At 71.6% G+C, this 14826-nt stretch carries 16 protein-coding genes; 10 read left to right on the forward strand and 6 right to left on the reverse strand.

Annotated features, from left to right (window positions below; translation table 11 throughout):
* Window positions 1–193 precede the first annotated feature (193 nt).
* Window positions 194–829: a Clp protease N-terminal domain-containing protein gene (locus tag ACWDX9_RS49015; protein WP_449967912.1), complete on the reverse strand. Its 636-nt coding sequence runs from the start codon at window positions 827–829 to the stop codon at window positions 194–196.
* A gap of 360 nt (window positions 830–1189) precedes the next feature.
* Between ACWDX9_RS49015 and ACWDX9_RS49020 the strand changes: the two genes are divergently transcribed.
* On the forward strand, window positions 1190–1777 hold the full coding sequence (locus ACWDX9_RS49020; RefSeq protein WP_449967915.1) for a DJ-1/PfpI family protein: 588 nt from the start codon (window positions 1190–1192) through the stop codon (window positions 1775–1777).
* A 17-nt stretch (window positions 1778–1794) separates the two neighbouring features.
* On the opposite strand, the gene ACWDX9_RS49025 is transcribed toward ACWDX9_RS49020, so the two are convergent.
* Complete coding sequence (locus ACWDX9_RS49025; RefSeq protein WP_449967918.1) at window positions 1795–3252, reverse strand: FGGY family carbohydrate kinase; 1458 nt, start codon at window positions 3250–3252, stop codon at window positions 1795–1797.
* Between the two features lie 111 nt (window positions 3253–3363).
* Here ACWDX9_RS49025 and ACWDX9_RS49030 point away from each other — a divergent pair, with 111 nt between their 5' ends.
* Window positions 3364–4389 carry a 6-phosphofructokinase gene (locus ACWDX9_RS49030; RefSeq protein WP_355191608.1) on the forward strand — a complete coding sequence of 342 codons (1026 nt, stop codon included), beginning with the start codon at window positions 3364–3366 and terminating at the stop codon, window positions 4387–4389.
* 142 nt (window positions 4390–4531) lie between these two features.
* On the opposite strand, the gene ACWDX9_RS49035 is transcribed toward ACWDX9_RS49030, so the two are convergent.
* Together ACWDX9_RS49035 and ACWDX9_RS49040 are read right to left on the reverse strand one after the other, a co-directional pair.
* Entirely contained in the window at window positions 4532–5347 is an 816-nt protein-coding gene (locus tag ACWDX9_RS49035) for an MHYT domain-containing protein (RefSeq protein ID WP_449967922.1), read from the reverse strand.
* A gap of 65 nt (window positions 5348–5412) precedes the next feature.
* Window positions 5413–6282: an MHYT domain-containing protein gene (locus ACWDX9_RS49040; protein ID WP_449967924.1), complete on the reverse strand. Its 870-nt coding sequence runs from the start codon at window positions 6280–6282 to the stop codon at window positions 5413–5415.
* A gap of 112 nt (window positions 6283–6394) precedes the next feature.
* Here ACWDX9_RS49040 and macS point away from each other — a divergent pair, with 112 nt between their 5' ends.
* The 3 genes from macS (at window position 6395) to thiI (ending at window position 9454) form a co-directional block, all read left to right on the forward strand.
* On the forward strand, window positions 6395–7540 hold the full coding sequence (gene macS / locus ACWDX9_RS49045; protein WP_449967926.1) for a MacS family sensor histidine kinase: 1146 nt from the start codon (window positions 6395–6397) through the stop codon (window positions 7538–7540).
* A 9-nt stretch (window positions 7541–7549) separates the two neighbouring features.
* Window positions 7550–8191 (forward strand): response regulator, encoded by a 642-nt coding sequence (locus ACWDX9_RS49050; RefSeq protein ID WP_449967929.1) that lies wholly within the window; start codon window positions 7550–7552, stop codon window positions 8189–8191.
* A 63-nt stretch (window positions 8192–8254) separates the two neighbouring features.
* Window positions 8255–9454 (forward strand): tRNA uracil 4-sulfurtransferase ThiI, encoded by a 1200-nt coding sequence (gene thiI / locus ACWDX9_RS49055; protein WP_449967931.1) that lies wholly within the window; start codon window positions 8255–8257, stop codon window positions 9452–9454.
* A 5-nt stretch (window positions 9455–9459) separates the two neighbouring features.
* On the opposite strand, the gene ACWDX9_RS49060 is transcribed toward thiI, so the two are convergent.
* On the reverse strand, window positions 9460–9747 hold the full coding sequence (locus ACWDX9_RS49060; RefSeq protein WP_449967934.1) for a YiaA/YiaB family inner membrane protein: 288 nt from the start codon (window positions 9745–9747) through the stop codon (window positions 9460–9462).
* Window positions 9748–9904: 157 nt separating this feature from the next.
* Complete coding sequence (gene aroF, locus ACWDX9_RS49065) at window positions 9905–10936, reverse strand: 3-deoxy-7-phosphoheptulonate synthase (RefSeq protein WP_449967936.1); 1032 nt, start codon at window positions 10934–10936, stop codon at window positions 9905–9907.
* A 194-nt stretch (window positions 10937–11130) separates the two neighbouring features.
* On the opposite strand from aroF, the gene ACWDX9_RS49070 reads away from it, so the two are divergent.
* From ACWDX9_RS49070 to ACWDX9_RS49090, 5 genes are all read left to right on the forward strand, one after another.
* Entirely contained in the window at window positions 11131–11772 is a 642-nt protein-coding gene (locus ACWDX9_RS49070) for a molybdopterin-dependent oxidoreductase (RefSeq protein ID WP_449967939.1), read from the forward strand.
* Window positions 11773–11826: 54 nt separating this feature from the next.
* The gene (locus ACWDX9_RS49075) at window positions 11827–12984 is read left to right on the forward strand and encodes a sensor histidine kinase (protein ID WP_449967942.1); all 1158 of its coding nucleotides are present in this window, start codon (window positions 11827–11829) and stop codon (window positions 12982–12984) included.
* A gap of 66 nt (window positions 12985–13050) precedes the next feature.
* Entirely contained in the window at window positions 13051–13791 is a 741-nt protein-coding gene (locus tag ACWDX9_RS49080; protein ID WP_449967944.1) for a LytR/AlgR family response regulator transcription factor, read from the forward strand.
* Window positions 13788–14081, forward strand: coding sequence for a hypothetical protein (locus ACWDX9_RS49085; protein ID WP_449967946.1), 294 nt, complete (start codon window positions 13788–13790; stop codon window positions 14079–14081). The genes ACWDX9_RS49080 and ACWDX9_RS49085 overlap by 4 nt, the downstream gene beginning before the upstream one ends.
* A gap of 63 nt (window positions 14082–14144) precedes the next feature.
* A partial coding sequence (locus ACWDX9_RS49090) for a sodium:solute symporter family transporter (protein ID WP_449967949.1) occupies window positions 14145–14826 on the forward strand: 682 nt, incomplete at its 3' end.

Below are 14826 nucleotides of genomic sequence, written 5' to 3' on the forward strand. Positions count from 1 at the left end.
GCCGAGCGGGGCAGGGGTGTTCGCGTCGGGGACGATGCGCTGGGTGTGCGCGATGCGGGGGGAGCGGTGCGGCCACGGCGTCTCCGACCGCGCGGCGCCCTACCCCCGCCGCGCGACCACCAACCTCCTGACCCGCTTCGCCCAGGGCCCGGCCGGCGCCCCCTGACGCGCCCCCCGGGACACCAGGGGCCGATCAGGCCATGGTGTCCCGCAGGATCTCGCCGAGCGTCCGGACGATCTCACGCTCGGCGGGCTCCTTGGTCACTCCCAGCTCGGCCAGCGCCCGGGCCACCGGCTCGTCGTCCAGCGACAGCACACCCAGCAGCAGGTGCTCGGTCCCGACGAAGTGATGGCCCAGCCGCAGCGCCTCGCGCAACGTCAGCTCCAGCGCCTTCTTGCTCTGCGCCGCGAACGGCACGGCCTCGGTCGTGGGCTCCCCGCCCGGCCCGAGCACCGCCCTGGCGGCCTCCCCGACCGCCTCCGGCGAGGCCCCGAGCGTCACCATGGCCTTGGCCGCCAGCCCGTCCGGCTCGCTCAGCAGCCCCAGCACCAGGTGCCCCACCTCGATGTGGCCGTGCCCCGCGTCCTGGGCCTCCTTCTGCGCCCGCACGACGACCCGGCGGGCCCGATCGGTGTAGCGGGCGTAGGCCCGCAGCTCCCCGGCCAGGGAGCCGCCGTCCTTGGGCACGAACCGCTTCTGCACGGCCTGCTTGCTGACCCCCATGCTGCGCCCGATGTCGGTCCATGACGCCCCGGACCGCCTGGCCTGGTCCACGAAGTGCCCGATCAGGTGGTCGGCCACCTCGCCGATGTGCTCACCCAGCGACACGGCGTCGGCCAGCTCTTCCAGCGGGTCGCCGGTGCGTACGGTCGTGGTGACGGCGGCTCCGCTGTCCGGGGTGCTGCTGCTCCAGCCGATCCTCGGCCTGGACGCGCCGATCCTCGTCTGGGCGAAGGTGATCGGTGCCGGGTGGGCGGTGGCGTACCTGCTGCTGTCGCTCGACCCTCCATCCGCGACAAGGTGGACGTGTTCAGCCCGTTCCTGGGGGTGGCCCGGGAGGATGCGCGGGTGCGGGACGAGGCGGGACGCGACACTCGCTCCGTGGCGTGAAGGAGATGACGGGTCCGGCCGTTGCCCGACGATTGATGGCGACTCGCCGGGACGGCGGTGCCGCGAGATCCTGGTTGCGTGCGAATCGAGATCGTGGTCTTCGACGGCTTCGACGAACTGGACGTGTTCGGGCCGTTCGAGGTGCTGTCCATAGCCGGGCTCACCGTCGAGCTGGTCGCCGCCGAGCGGCCCGGCACCGTGACCAGCATGCGCTCCGTCAGGGTCGAGGTGCCCACCGTCCTGGGGCGGGCCGACGGGGTGATCGTTCCGGGCGGCGGATGGCTGAACCGGGCCCCGGCGGGCGCCTGGGCCGAGGCGCAGGCGGGCGTGCTCCCGTCCCGGCTCGCGGAGGTGGCGCCCTCGACCCGCTGGATGGCCTCGGTGTGCACCGGTGGGCTGCTGCTCGCCGCCGCCGGGCTGCTGGCCGACCGGCAGGCGACCACCAACCACAACGCGTACGAGGAACTGCGGTCCTACGGCGTGGACGTCGTCGAGGAACGCGTCGTCGACGCCGGCGACCGCATCACCGCCGGAGCGCTGAGCGCCGGGCTGGACCTGGGCCTGTGGATCACCGAACGAGAGCTGGGCACCGCGGCCGCCGACCGCGTCGCCGCCTCCATCGGGTACGCGCGGACGGCCCGGGTCTTCCACGCGCGAGGGCGGTGACGAGCCGCGGGCACGTCCTATCGCCGGGAGGCCAGCTCGACGGCGGCCCGCCAGCGTTCGTAGGCGGCGTCGTCCCGCGGGCCGGGCTCGAAGCGGCGTTCGAGCTGCCACGTATGGCGCAGCTCGGCCCGCGAGGCCCACACGCCCGCTCCCAGCCCGGCCAGGAAGGCGGCGCCGAGGGCCGTGGTCTCCTGGATCGCCGGGCGCTCCACCGCCGCCCCGAGCTGGTCGGCCTGGAGCTGCATGAGCAGGTCGTTCGAGGCGGCCCCGCCGTCGGCCTTGAGCACCGGTACGGCGCCCCCGGTCATCACCTCCACCACGTCCCGCACCTCGAACGCGATCGCCTCCAGCGTGGCCCTGACCAGGTGCGCCCGCGTCGTGCCCCGCGTGATGCCGGTGATCAGCCCGCGCGCGCCGGGGTCCCAGTGCGGCGCCCCGAGCCCCGTCAGGGCCGGTACGAACACCACGCCCCCGCTGTCGGGCACCGTGCGCGCCACGGCCTCGGACTCCGGCGCCGTGCCGATCAGCCCCAGCCCGTCGCGCAGCCACTGCACGGCGGCCCCGGTCACGAAGATCGACCCCTCCAGCGCGAACGTGCGCTCGCCCGACGGCGTCTGCCAGGCCACCGTGGTCAGCAGCCCCGTGTCGGAACGGACGATCTCCCCGCCGAGGTTGGCCAGCACGAACGAGCCCGTGCCGTAGGTGCACTTGACGTCCCCCACGTCGAAGCACGTCTGCCCGAACAGCGCCGCCTGCTGGTCGCCGGCCACCCCGCTGATCGGCAGCTCCAGCCCGAGGAACGCGGACGGCTCCGTGAGCCCCAGCGGCCCGTAGTTGGGCACGATCTCGGGCAGGGCCCCCACGGGCACCCCGAACAGCTCGCACAGCTCCGGCTCCCAGCCGCCGGAGGCGAGGCCGTACAGGAGGGTGCGCGAGGCGTTGGACGGGTCGGTCACGTGCCGCGCGCCCGCCGTGAGCCTGGCGATGAGGTAGGAGTCCACCGTGCCAATGGCGATGTTCCCGGACCGGACGCCCGCCCACGTGGTCTCGTCGTGCTCGGCGAGCCAGGTCAGCTTCGTCGCGGTGAAGTACGGGTCGAGCCGCAGCCCGGTCAGCTCCGACACGCGCGGCTCGTGGCCCGCCTCGCGCAGCCGGTCGCAGATCCCGGCCGTACGCCGGTCCTGCCACACGATGGCCCGGCACGGCGCGGCCAGCGTGTGCCGGTCCCAGAGCACGGCTGTCTCGCGCTGGTTGGTGATCCCGACGCAGGACGGGGAGCCGGAGGCCCCGCTCAGCGCGGTGCCGCACGCGGAGAGCGTGGCTTGCCAGATTTCTTCGGGATTGTGCTCCACCCATCCGGGGGAAGGAAAGTGCTGTGCGAACTCCTCGTAGCCCTTGGACTCGATTTGTCCGTTTTCAGTGACTACGAGAGCGGTCACGCCTGTCGTCCCGGCGTCAATGGCCAACACACTCACGAAATACCCCCGCAATCTGGGCAGCCTGGCGTTTGGTCTAGACCACTGCCCGCGACGACGGGCAGAATGCGAGTCTGACATCAAGGTGACCCCCATCGGGAGGAACCCGCCATGCGTATTGGAGTGCTGACCGGGGGCGGCGACTGCCCCGGCCTCAACGCCGTGATCAGGGCCGTGGTGCGTAAGGGGGTGAGCGTCTACGGTCACGAGTTCGTAGGATTCCGTGACGGCTGGCGCGGCCCGCTTGAAGGCGACACGATGCCGCTCGACATCCAGGCCGTGCGGGGCATCCTGCCGCGCGGCGGAACGATACTGGGTTCTTCCCGCACGAACCCCATCAAAATTGAGGGCGGGGTCGACCGGATCAAGGAGAACCTCGCCACCACCGGCGTCGACGCCTTGATCGCCATCGGCGGCGAGGACACGTTGGGCGTCGCCAAGCAGTTGTACGACCGCCACGTCAACGTGGTGGGCGTGCCCAAGACCATCGACAACGACCTGTCGGGCACCGACTACACCTTCGGCTTCGACACCGCCGTCAACATCGCGACCGAGGCCATCGACCGCCTCCACACCACCGCCGAGTCCCACCACCGGGCGCTCATCTGCGAGGTCATGGGCCGCCACGCGGGCTGGATCGCGCTGCACGCCGGCATGGCGGGCGGCGCGAACGTCATCCTCATCCCCGAGCGGCCGTTCGACATCGACCGGGTCTGCGAATACGTCGAGTCCCGCTTCCGCACCCGCTACTCGCCGATCATCGTGGTCGCCGAGGGCGCCCACCCGATCGAGGGCCAGATGGAGCTGCAGACGGGCGAGCTCGACGCGTTCGGGCACGTACGGCTGGGCGGCATCGGCGAGAGGCTGGCCAAGGAGATCGAGAAGCGCACCGGCAAGGAGGCCCGCACCACGGTGCTCGGCCACATCCAGCGCGGCGGCACCCCGACGGCCTACGACCGGGTGCTGGCCACCAGGTTCGGGCTGCAGGCCATCGACGCCGCCCACGAGGGCGACTACGGCAAGATGGTCGCCCTGCGCGGCACCGAGATCGTCCGCGTCGGGCTCGACGAGGCCACGGCCGAGCTGAAGACCGTGCCCGCCTCGCGCTACTCCGAGGCGGAGGTGTTCTTCGGCTGAGTGAAAGCCGCTTGCAAGCGCGCGGCCGTACCTTCTGAACCAGCGGGGGCACTCATCGACGACAACCCCGCCTCAGGGTACGGCTTGCGCCGCGGCGAGTCGGCGGCCCACCACGCGTCGCAAGCCGTACCTGGGAGATAGCTCAACCGCGGGGCGTGCCGAAGAGATCCACTTCCGGCGCGCCCTCGTCGTTGCCGCGCAGCCGCGCCCGGTATTCCGCCTCGCTGCGCAGCTCCTTCTCCGAGGGGGAGAGGATGACGGCGAGCAGCAGCCCGACAGTGATCACACTGATGCCGACGATCAGCGGCAGCAGCAGGTCGACGGCCTTGACGCCGGGCACGGGCACCATGTCGGAGTGCACGGCCACCGACATCGAGTACATCCCCGTGTAGTGCATGCCGGAGACCGCCACCCCCATGACCAGCGCCGCACCGCCGATCTTGAGGGCGCCGCTGACCCGCACCGTGAACCAGAGCGCCACCGTCGCCGCCGCCACCGCGATCAGGACGGACACGGAGACGATCACCGGGTCGAAGGAGACGAGGGCCGACATGTTCATCGCGTACATGCCGAGGTAGTGCATGCCGGCCACGCCGAGGCCGGTCAGGACGCCGCCGCCGAGCAGGTAGGCCGGCCGCTCGCCGCCGTAGGAGACCAGGAACAGGCCCATCCCCACGACGACGACCGCGATGAGCGCGGACAGGGCGGTGAGCGGCACGTCGTAGCGGATCACCGAGCCGGTCACGGAGAAGCCGAGCATGGCCAGGAAGTGCATCGTCCAGATGCCCGTGCCGCCGATGGCGAAAGCGGCCCCCACCAGCCATAAATGACGCTCGCGCCCGCCGGAGAGGCGGGCTCTCGAGGTCAGCAGCAGGCCCAGCATGGAGCCCACGCTGGACATGACGTACGCGAGCACGGGCGTGGACAGCCCAAAGGAAAAATGATCGATCGGCGACACGACCCCCACCCCAAACCCTTACGCACCGATAAGGGAGTATGAACAGGGAGTCGCCGACCGCGCAACTATCTCCTGCGGCCCTGCATGGCCTGGCGGCGCGGCGCCGGCATCGGCATCGGCGGCGCGGGGTAGGTGAGCTGCTGCTCCTGCTGGGTGGTACGCCGGCGCAGCTCCAACTTGGCGACCAGCTCGGCGTCCTCGTGCAGCTCCTCCTCCGAGGGCGAGAGGATCACCATGAGGAGCATGGTCAGCGTGATCAGGCTGATCACGGTCATGAGGGGCACGAGGAAGTCGAGCGCGTCGGCGCCGGCGACCACGCCGGGCTCGGCGTCGACCGTGACGTGCATCGCGTAGATGCCGGTGTAGTGCATGCCCGAGACCGCCACGCCCATGACCAGGGCGGCGAGGGTGATCCAGATGGGCTTCTTGACGCGCAGCGTGAACCACAGCGCCACCGTCGCGGCCACGACCGCGATGACCACGGAGGCGGCCACGGTGAGGCGGTCATAGGAGACGTGGGCGGACATGTTCATCGCGTACATGCCGAGGTAGTGCATGGAGGCCACGCCCAGGCCGGTGAGCAGGCCCCCGCCGAGGAGCGCCAAAACCCGGCCGCCGCCGTACGAGACCAGCAGCAGGCCGGTGCCCACCACGACGATGGCCACGACCGCGGAGGCGACGGTGAGCCACACGTCGTACTTGATCTGGGTGCCCTCCACCTCGAAGCCCATCATGGCGATGAAGTGCATGACCCAAATGCCGGTGCCGCCGATCGAGATGGCCGCGCCCAGCAGCCAGCGCACCCGGGAACCGCCGCGGGAGGCGTGCGCCTGGGCGGTGAGCCGTAGTCCGAGCATGGATCCGATGCAGGACATCACGTAGGCGAGCAGAGGGGTCAGCAGGCCGTAGGTGAAATGATTTACAGCGGAGGTCATTCTATCGGTCCTTGGTAATTAGGGGTTCCCGGATTGTGCCATCCGGGATGTCCCATTCGCATGGATATCACCACTATCTGTCAACCCTTCAGTCGGAACATGAGAAGGACTCATGGCTATCGAAGGCCCGTTCTGGCGAGCGATCGCGGTCTACCGGGTCGCGTCGCTGGTGTACGCGGCTGCGCTGATGGCCCAGCACCGCGGCTACGAGCAGCCCGTGCTCGGCTGGCTGGTGATCGGGGTGATGGCGCTGTGGACGGCGGTGGCGACGTTCGCCTATTCGGCCGGGTCGGTGCGCCGGTGGCCGCTGCTGACGATCGACCTGCTGGTCGCCGTGGCCTGCCTGCTGGTGTCTCCGTACGTCGAGGGCGCCGGTCAGGGCGCGGAGGGCACCATGCCCGTGCCCGCGACGTGGATAGCCGCTCCCGTGCTGGCCTGGGCCGTGCACGGCGGCAGGCGGCTGGGCGCGGTGGCGGCGGCCGTCGTCGCGGCGGGCGACCTGTGGCTGCGCGTCCGCACCGGCCAGGCGCCCATCCTGATCAACGGCGCGGTCCTGCTCTTCCTGGCGGGCGTCGTGGTCGGCCACGTGGCCCGGCTGGCCAGGCAGGCCGAGGAGCGCATGCAGCGGGCCATCGAGATGGAGGCCGCCCAGCGCGAGCGCGACCGGCTGGCCCGTGACATCCACGACTCGGTCCTGCAGGTGCTGGCGCTGGTCCAGCGGCGCGGCCGGCAGATCGGCGGCGAGGCGGCGGAGCTGGGGCGGCTGGCCGGCGAGCAGGAGGCCGTGCTGCGCCGGCTCGTCGCCCCGGCCTCCGCTCCCGTCCCCGTCGGGTCCGCCGACCTGCGTGCCCTCCTCCTGGCGCACGCCTCGCCCCAGGTGACGGTCTCCACGCCCGCCACGCCGATGATCCTGCGCGCGCCGGTGGCCGCGGAGACGGCCGCCGCCGTCCGCGCGGCGCTGGACAACGTACGGGACCACTGCGGGCCCGGCGCCCGCGCCTGGATCTTCGCCGAGTCGTCGGACGGCGCGATCACGGTGACGGTGCGGGACGAGGGCCCGGGCATCGCCGAGGGCCGCCTGGCGGAGGCGGCCGCGGCCGGTCGCCTGGGCGTCGCCCAGTCCATCCGCGGCCGGATCGCCGACCTCGGCGGCACGGTCGCCTTCGCCGGCCGCGTGGGAGAGGGCACGGAGGTCGAGATCAGTGTGCCCGCCTCGGGGGCGCCGCGGCCGGAGGGCGGGGCCGGGGCGCGCGGTTAGAGTTGCGGCATGGTGCGGGTGATGGTGGTGGACGACCATCCGATGTGGCGTGACGGCGTCGCCAGGGATCTCGCCGAGGCCGGATATGAGGTCGTCGCCACCGTGGGGGAGGGGCGGCAGGCGGTTCGGGCGGCCGGGGCGGCGCGGCCGGACGTCGTGGTGCTCGATCTGCGGTTACCGGATATGTCGGGCGCGGAGGTGGCCGCCAGGCTGGCCGCGGTGGAGCCGCCGCCGAGGGTGCTGGTGTTGTCGGCCAGCGCCGAGCAGGACGACGTGCTGGAGGCGGTCAAGGCCGGCGCATCCGGATATTTGGTGAAATCAGCCAGCCGGGAGGAGTTCCTCGACGCGGTACGCCGCACCGTCGACGGCGACGCCGTCTTCACCCCGGGCCTGGCCGGGCTGGTGCTCGGCGAATACCGGCGGCTGGCCGCGCAGCCGGCGCCCGCCGAGGGGCCGCGGCTGACCGAACGCGAGACCGAGGTGCTCAGGCTGGTCGCCAAGGGCCTGTCCTACCGGCAGATCGCCGAGCGGCTCGTGCTCTCCCACCGCACGGTGCAGAACCACGTCCAGAACGCGCTGCGCAAGCTCCAGCTCCACAGCCGGGTCGAACTGGTCCGATATGCGATCGAGCACGGGCTGGACGCGGACTAAACTCGATGGCGCGCGGCGTTGCCTTCGACGCGTGCCCTTCCCCGTCTTCCCGGAGGTTCCACCATGACGATGTCCGCCCTGGGCGAGCCATGTGTTCTGCTCAAGCTGGGCGAGATCGTCCTGAAAGGCAAGAACCGCGAGCTGTTCGAGCGCCGCCTGATCAGCAACATCCGTGAGGCGCTGCAGTCGCTCGACCTCAAGCTCGACGTGCGCAAGCGGCACGGCGTGATCGCGATCTTCCTGCCCGAGGGCGCCACGGTCGAGCAGGCGGAGGCGGTGGCCCAGCGGGTCGCCGACGTCCCCGGGCTGGTCTGGATCCACCGGGCCTGGCGGGTCGCCAAGGACCCCGACGCCGTGCTGAAGGCCGGCCTCGAGCTGGTCGGCGAGACCGAGGAGGCCAAGCGGGGCGCCCGCTTCGCCGTCCGCTCCCGCCGCCGCGACAAGCGCTTCCCGCTGCACTCCAACGAGCTCGACCGCCTCGTGGGCGGCGCGATCAACGACGAGTACGGCCTGCCGGTCGACCTGAAGAACCCCGAGCTGACGGTGTCCATCGAGGTCGACAGGGACGAGGTGTTCGTCTTCACCGGCGGCATCCCCGGCCAGGGCGGCCTGCCGGTCGGCAGCAGCGGCCGGGCCCTGGTGCTCATGTCGGGCGGCATCGACTCGCCGGTGGCGGCCTACCGGATGATGCGGCGCGGGCTGCACGTCGACTTCCTGCACTTCTCCGGCATCCCGTTCACCACCTCCGAGTCGATCTACAAGGCGTACGCGCTGGTCAAGAAGCTCGACCGGTTCCAGGGCAGGTCGCGGCTGTGGGTGGTGCCGTTCGGCAAGGCGCAGCAGTCGATCCGCACCTCCGGCCAGGACCGCCTGGCGGTGATCGCGCAGCGGCGGCTCATGCTCAAGACGGCCGAGGAGGTCGCCCACCGCATCCACGCCGCCGCGCTGGTCACCGGCGACGCGCTCGGCCAGGTCTCCTCCCAGACCCTGACCAACATCACCGCCCAGGACAACGCGGTGGAGCTGCCGATCCTGCGGCCGCTGGTGGGCTGGGACAAGACCGAGATCATGGCCGAGGCGCGGCGCATCGGCACGCTGGAGATCTCCGAGCTGCCCGACGAGGACTGCTGCTCGCTGCTGGCGCCCAAGCGGGCCGAGACCCGGGCCAAGATCGAGGACCTGAAGCAGATCGAGAAGCGGCTCGACGCCGAGGAGCTGTGCGTGCAGCTCGCCGACTCGATCCAGGAGTACACCCTCGACTAGCGCCCTCAGGTGCTGACCTTGAAGGGGTCGTGCTCGGTCAGCAGCTTGTCCAGCCGCGCCTGGTCGACGCGCTGGCTGACCTCCGACAGCTCCTGCCGGTCCCGTACGACCTTGCACAGCGTGATCGTCGAGGTGACGACGTACAGCAGGCCGAGCCCGAGGAACGCCCTGACCCACCCCTCGACGGGCAGGTAGACCAGGGCGATCACCACGGAGGACAGCGAGACGGCGAACGACAGGAGCGTTTGGACGTAGTACGCGGTGGTCTGCGTGGGTTGGATGGGCTTTGTCATGCGGCCATCGTCGCGCCGCGCGACGGTCCGCCGCATGGGGTCACGTACTCAAGTTACTTATGAGTACGGCCGGCCGCTCGGCTCGTGGCGGCGGCCGGCCGTACATCCGCGCGGGATCGCTCGTGGCAGGCCGGAATACGGCATCGGGATCAGCGGGTCAGACGGTGACCGCGACCGCGGCGGACTTGCCGAGCAGCGCCGGGAAGTCGTTCATGACCTGGGCCAGCTCGCCCAGGTCGGAGTCGACCAGGGCCTGCGGGCCGTCGCAGAGCGCCTGCTCCGGCTGCGGGTGCACGTCGATGATCACGCCGTCCGCGCCCACCGCGATGGCCGCGCGGGTCAGCGGCAGCACCAGGTCGCGCCGCCCGCCCGAGTGGGACGGGTCGATGATCACCGGCAGGTGCGACAGGCGCTGCGCCACCGGCACGGCCGAGACGTCGAGCGTGTTGCGGGTCGCCGTCTCGAACGTCCTGACGCCGCGCTCGCACAGGACGATGTCCAGGTTGCCGCGCTGGGCGATGTACTCGGCGGCCATGAGCCACTCCTCGATCGTGGCGGTCATGCCGCGCTTGAGCATCACCGGCTTGCCGGCCGCCCCGACCGCCTGCAGCAGCGCGAAGTTCTGCATGTTGCGGGTGCCGACCTGCAGCATGTCGGCGTACGAGGCCACCAGTTCGACGTCCTGGGCGTTCACGACCTCGGTCACGATCGGCAGCCCGGTCTCCTCGCGCACGTCGGCCAGGATGCGCAGGCCCTGCTCGCCCAGCCCCTGGAAGGCGTACGGCGACGTACGCGGCTTGAAGGCCCCGCCGCGCAGCAGCACCGCCCCGGCCGCCTGCGCCATCCTGGCCGCGTCCAGCGTCTGCTGGTGCGTCTCCACCGCGCACGGCCCCGCGATCAACGTCACGGTGTCGGGGCCGATCGGCACGCCGCCCACGTGGACCGTGGAGCGTTCCGGATGGTTCTCCCTGCTGACCAGCTTGTACGGGGTGGACACGCGCATGACGTCGCGCACCCCGCCCATGCCCCGCAACGTGACCGGGTCGAGCTGGGTCACGTCGCCGACCAGCCCGACGATCGTCCGTTTCACGCCCTTGCTGACGAAAGCCTCGACCCCGGCCGCCTGGACGACCGACACGATCGCCGAAAGATCGTCCGCGGTGGCCTCGGGGCCCATCACGATCACCATCTGAGCTTCTCCTTTGTCCGGAAACACAGAAGGCCCCGGGTCCTGTCGGACCCGGGGCCTTCGTTCGCCTGTCTGCTAGCGCAGCGTCAGGTGGCGAACGGACTCGGGTCCGTCGCCATACCAAAACAGGAACGCGTTGCGCATAGGCCGTAAGGATAGCGCACCGAACCCGGCCGCGAAGCATCATCGATCCGATGGCAGGATGGCCCCACACGGCGAGTCAGGTGAGGGGAGTGATCGTGGAGGAGTCGCGCCTGCCTCCAGGCCAGTACGTGCCGCGCGGCCGACCCGTGATCCACTACGGCAGGGTGCCCCGGTTCAAACCGGAGAGCTGGGACTTCCGGGTCTTCGGCGCCACCGCGTCCGGGGCGGAGCACCATTTCTCCTGGAGCGAGTTCGAAGGGCTGCCGCGGGCCACCCGCATCGCGGACTTCCACTGCGTCACCAAGTTCTCGCTCATGGCCAACGAGTGGACCGGCGTCACCCCCGCCACGATCATGGCGGCCGCCCCGCCCGGTCCCGGCGTGAGCCACGTGATGATCTGGGCCGAGTACGGCTACAGCGCCAACCTGCGCATGGCCGACTTCGCGGCCCCGGACACGCTGTTCGCCATGGAGCTCGACGAGAAGCCGCTCAGCCCCGACCGCGGCTTCCCGCTGCGGATCGTGGTGCCCCACCTGTACGCGTGGAAGAGCGTCAAGTGGGTGCGCGGCATCGAATACCTCGTCGAAGATCGACGGGGCTTCTGGGAGGAGCGCGGCTACCACAACGTCGCCGACCCCTGGCGCGAGCAGCGCTACTCCTACCAGGAAGAACCCGGGGAGGGACCCCCCTAGACTTCACTCCTGGTTTTCCCCCGGACACGCTCTGTATTGGCTACGGTTTTCCCCGTGCTGACCACCGCGTGCGTGGCGCTGTCCTCCTCCTTGGCCTCGTTGGCCTTCGTCGCCGGCTACGGGCTCGCCCGCGCCCGGTGGCGCCTTGCGGCGCTGCCGGAGGGCCGTAGATCGGACGAGGCGACGTTCACCACGCTGCACATCGCCGCGATGGCCGCCCCCGCCCTGCGGGCCGGGCTCAACCGCGACTCCGCCCGCAAGGCCGTACGGCACCTGCGCACGCTGCTCGGCACCCAGGCCGTGGCGATCACCTCGACGGAGGCCGCGCTGGCCTGGGAGGGGCCGTGCACCGACGACGTGCTCACCTACGCCCGGGCGACCCTGGCCGCGGGGCGGTCCCAGGTGTTCGCGGGCGAGCCGCACGGCGCGGTCGTGGTGCCGCTGACCGTGGACGGCACGGTCGTGGGCACGCTGGCGGCCTTCGACGACGAGGTGAGCGCCGCGCTCGTGCGCACGGTCTCGGAGGTCGCCCGCTGGGTGTCGGGCCAGCTGGAGCTCGCTGACCTCGACGCCTCCCGGCGGCGCGCGCTGGAGGCGGAGATGCGCGCGCTGCGGGCGCAGATCTCGCCGCACTTCGTCTACAACGCGCTCACGACGATCGCCTCGTTCGTCCGTACGAACCCCAAGCGCGCCCGCGAGCTCCTGCTCGACTTCGCCGACTTCTCCCGGTACGCGCTGCGCCGGGCGCACGACTTCACGACCCTGGCCGACGAGCTGACCTGCGTCGACCGCTATCTGCTTCTGGAACGTGCCAGATTTGGCGACAAGCTGCGCTTCAGCATGCAGGTGGCGCCCGAGGTGCTGCCCGTGCCCGTGCCGTTCCTGTGCCTGCAGCCGCTCGTCGAGAACGCCATCAAGCACGGCATGCGCGGCCGCGGCGGCAGCGGCGAGGTGCGGGTCGTGGTGCGCGACGCGGGCCCGGAGGCGCACATCACGGTCGAGGACGACGGCGCGGGCATGGACCCGGAGTGCGCGCGGCGGATGCTCGACGAGGACCCGGCCCGCGAGGGCAGCGGCATCGGGCTGGCCAACGTGGACCTGCGGATGCGCCAGATCTACGGCGACGGCTACGGGCTCGTCGTGGAGACGGCGCTGGGCGCGGGCACCAAGGTGCGGCTGCGCGTGCCCAAGAGTCAGCTTAGCTCGTTGTAGTCATTTCATTACACTGAGCTGGCGTGTCGCTTGTGACCTTTGCTTTCATACGGCAGCGTGGAGGACATGCTGAGAGTCCTGGCCGTCGACGACGAGGTGCCCGCTCTGGAGGAGCTCGCCTACCTGCTGCGCCAGGACGAACGGATCGAACACGTCGCGACCGCCGCCGACGGCGTCACGGCGCTGCAGGACATGGTGCAGATGATCGGCGGGGGCGAGCGGCTCGACGGGGTGTTCCTCGACATCCGGATGCCCGGGCTCGACGGGCTCGACCTGGCCCGGCTGGTCGGCGGTTTCCCCAGCCCGCCCCGGCTGGTGTTCGTGACGGCGCACGAGGAGTGCGCGGTGCAGGCGTTCGAGCTGGAGGCCGTCGACTACCTGCTCAAGCCCGTCAGGGCCGAGCGCCTGGCCGAGGCCGTGCGCCGGCTGGAGGCGACCTCCCTGCCCGCGTCCGAGCCCGGCCAGGACGAGGTGATCCCGGTCGAGCTGGGCGGGCGCACCCGGTTCGTGCCGCAGCAGGCGGTCTGGTTCGCCGAGGCCAAGGGCGACTACGTGCGGCTGCACACCGCCGACGGCAGCTACCTCGTGCGCATGTCGCTGGCCGCGCTGGAGCGGCGCTGGTCGGACGCCGGGTTCATCCGCATCCACCGCAGCACGCTGGTCTCCGGGCGGCACGTCAGCGAGCTGCGCTTCGAGGGCGGGCGGGTGACGCTCACCGTCGGCACCGAGACGCTGCAGGTCAGCAGGCGGCACAGCCGGCAGGTGCGCGAGCAGCTCGTACGCCACCACCGGGGCGTGATCTCGTGACGGCGGAGCGGCGGGTGATCGTCTCCCGCAGCCCGGCCGCGCTCGGGCGCTCCCGTGACCGGTTCCACCCGGACGACGGAGGGCCCGACGTGCCGGCGATCGTGGGGCGGCAGTTACGGCAGGCGCTGCTGACCGTGGGCGCCGTGGCCGCGCTGCTGGCGGGCGTCCCGGTGATCGCCGTGTGGGTGACCGCTCCCTGGGCCTGGTTCGCGCTCTCGCTGGCCGTGCAGGGGGTCTGGGTCGTGCTGGCCGTGCTGCAGCTCAGGCGCGCGGAGCGGCTGGAAAGGTGAGCGGGCTGCGGCTGGGGCGGGCGGGGCGGCTGGAGAGATGAGCGGGCTGGGGCGGGCGGAGAGATGACCGTCGCGGTGCTGACCGGGATCGCCTTCGTGCTGGTTCTGGGCGTCATGGTGGGCTCCGCGCGACCGCGCCGCGCCAGCGGCGTCTCCGACTTCTCCGTGGCGGCCAGGGCCGTTCCGCCGTGGTGGAACGGCGCCGCCATCGCCTCCGAGGTCACCTCGGCCGCCGCCTGCCTGGGCCTGGCCGGGCTCATCGCCACCCGGGGCGGGCCGATGCTGTGGTACCCGCTGGGGGCCACGGCCGGGTTCGTCGTCATCCTCGCCCTGGTCGTCGCCCCCTTGCGGCGCTCGGGGACGTACACGCTGCCCGACTTCGCCGAGTGGCGGCTGAGATCGGTCAGGCTGCGGCGCTCCGCCACGTTCCTCGTCCTGGTGATCGGGCTGGCGTTCATGGTCGCGCAGCTCCACGCGGCCGGGGCGGTGGTGCGGCTGCTGACCGGGCTCCCGCCGTGGCTCGGGTGGGTGGCCATCGCCTCTGCGGCGCTGGTCGTGGCCTGCGTGGGCGGGCTGGGGAGCGTGACGAGCGTGCTGGCCGCGCAGTTCTGGCTGAAGCTGGTCGTGTTCGGCGGGGTGGGGGCGGTGTGCTGGTGGGCGGCGGGGGCGCGGTCCGTCACCTGGTTCGAGGGGGCGTACCGGGCGGCAGAGCCGGGGCTGGCGGGGGTGGGCGACCCGTCGCTGC

It is taken from the genome of Nonomuraea sp. NPDC003201 (assembly GCF_053590415.1).

What these genes read in the sequence shown, in the direction of transcription:
- ACWDX9_RS49080 (WP_449967944.1), top strand. Translation starts at nt 13,051, where the DNA reads ATGCTGAGAGTCCTGGCCGTCGACGACGAGGTGCCCGCTCTGGAGGAG.
- ACWDX9_RS49050 (WP_449967929.1), top strand. Translation starts at nt 7,550, where the DNA reads ATGGTGCGGGTGATGGTGGTGGACGACCATCCGATGTGGCGTGACGGC.
- thiI (WP_449967931.1), top strand. Translation starts at nt 8,255, where the DNA reads ATGACGATGTCCGCCCTGGGCGAGCCATGTGTTCTGCTCAAGCTGGGC.
- ACWDX9_RS49030 (WP_355191608.1), top strand. Translation starts at nt 3,364, where the DNA reads ATGCGTATTGGAGTGCTGACCGGGGGCGGCGACTGCCCCGGCCTCAAC.
- ACWDX9_RS49070 (WP_449967939.1), top strand. Translation starts at nt 11,131, where the DNA reads ATGGCAGGATGGCCCCACACGGCGAGTCAGGTGAGGGGAGTGATCGTG.
- ACWDX9_RS49040 (WP_449967924.1), bottom strand. Translation starts at nt 6,282, where the DNA reads ATGACCTCCGCTGTAAATCATTTCACCTACGGCCTGCTGACCCCTCTG.
- ACWDX9_RS49060 (WP_449967934.1), bottom strand. Translation starts at nt 9,747, where the DNA reads ATGACAAAGCCCATCCAACCCACGCAGACCACCGCGTACTACGTCCAA.
- macS (WP_449967926.1), top strand. Translation starts at nt 6,395, where the DNA reads ATGGCTATCGAAGGCCCGTTCTGGCGAGCGATCGCGGTCTACCGGGTC.
- aroF (WP_449967936.1), bottom strand. Translation starts at nt 10,936, where the DNA reads ATGGTGATCGTGATGGGCCCCGAGGCCACCGCGGACGATCTTTCGGCG.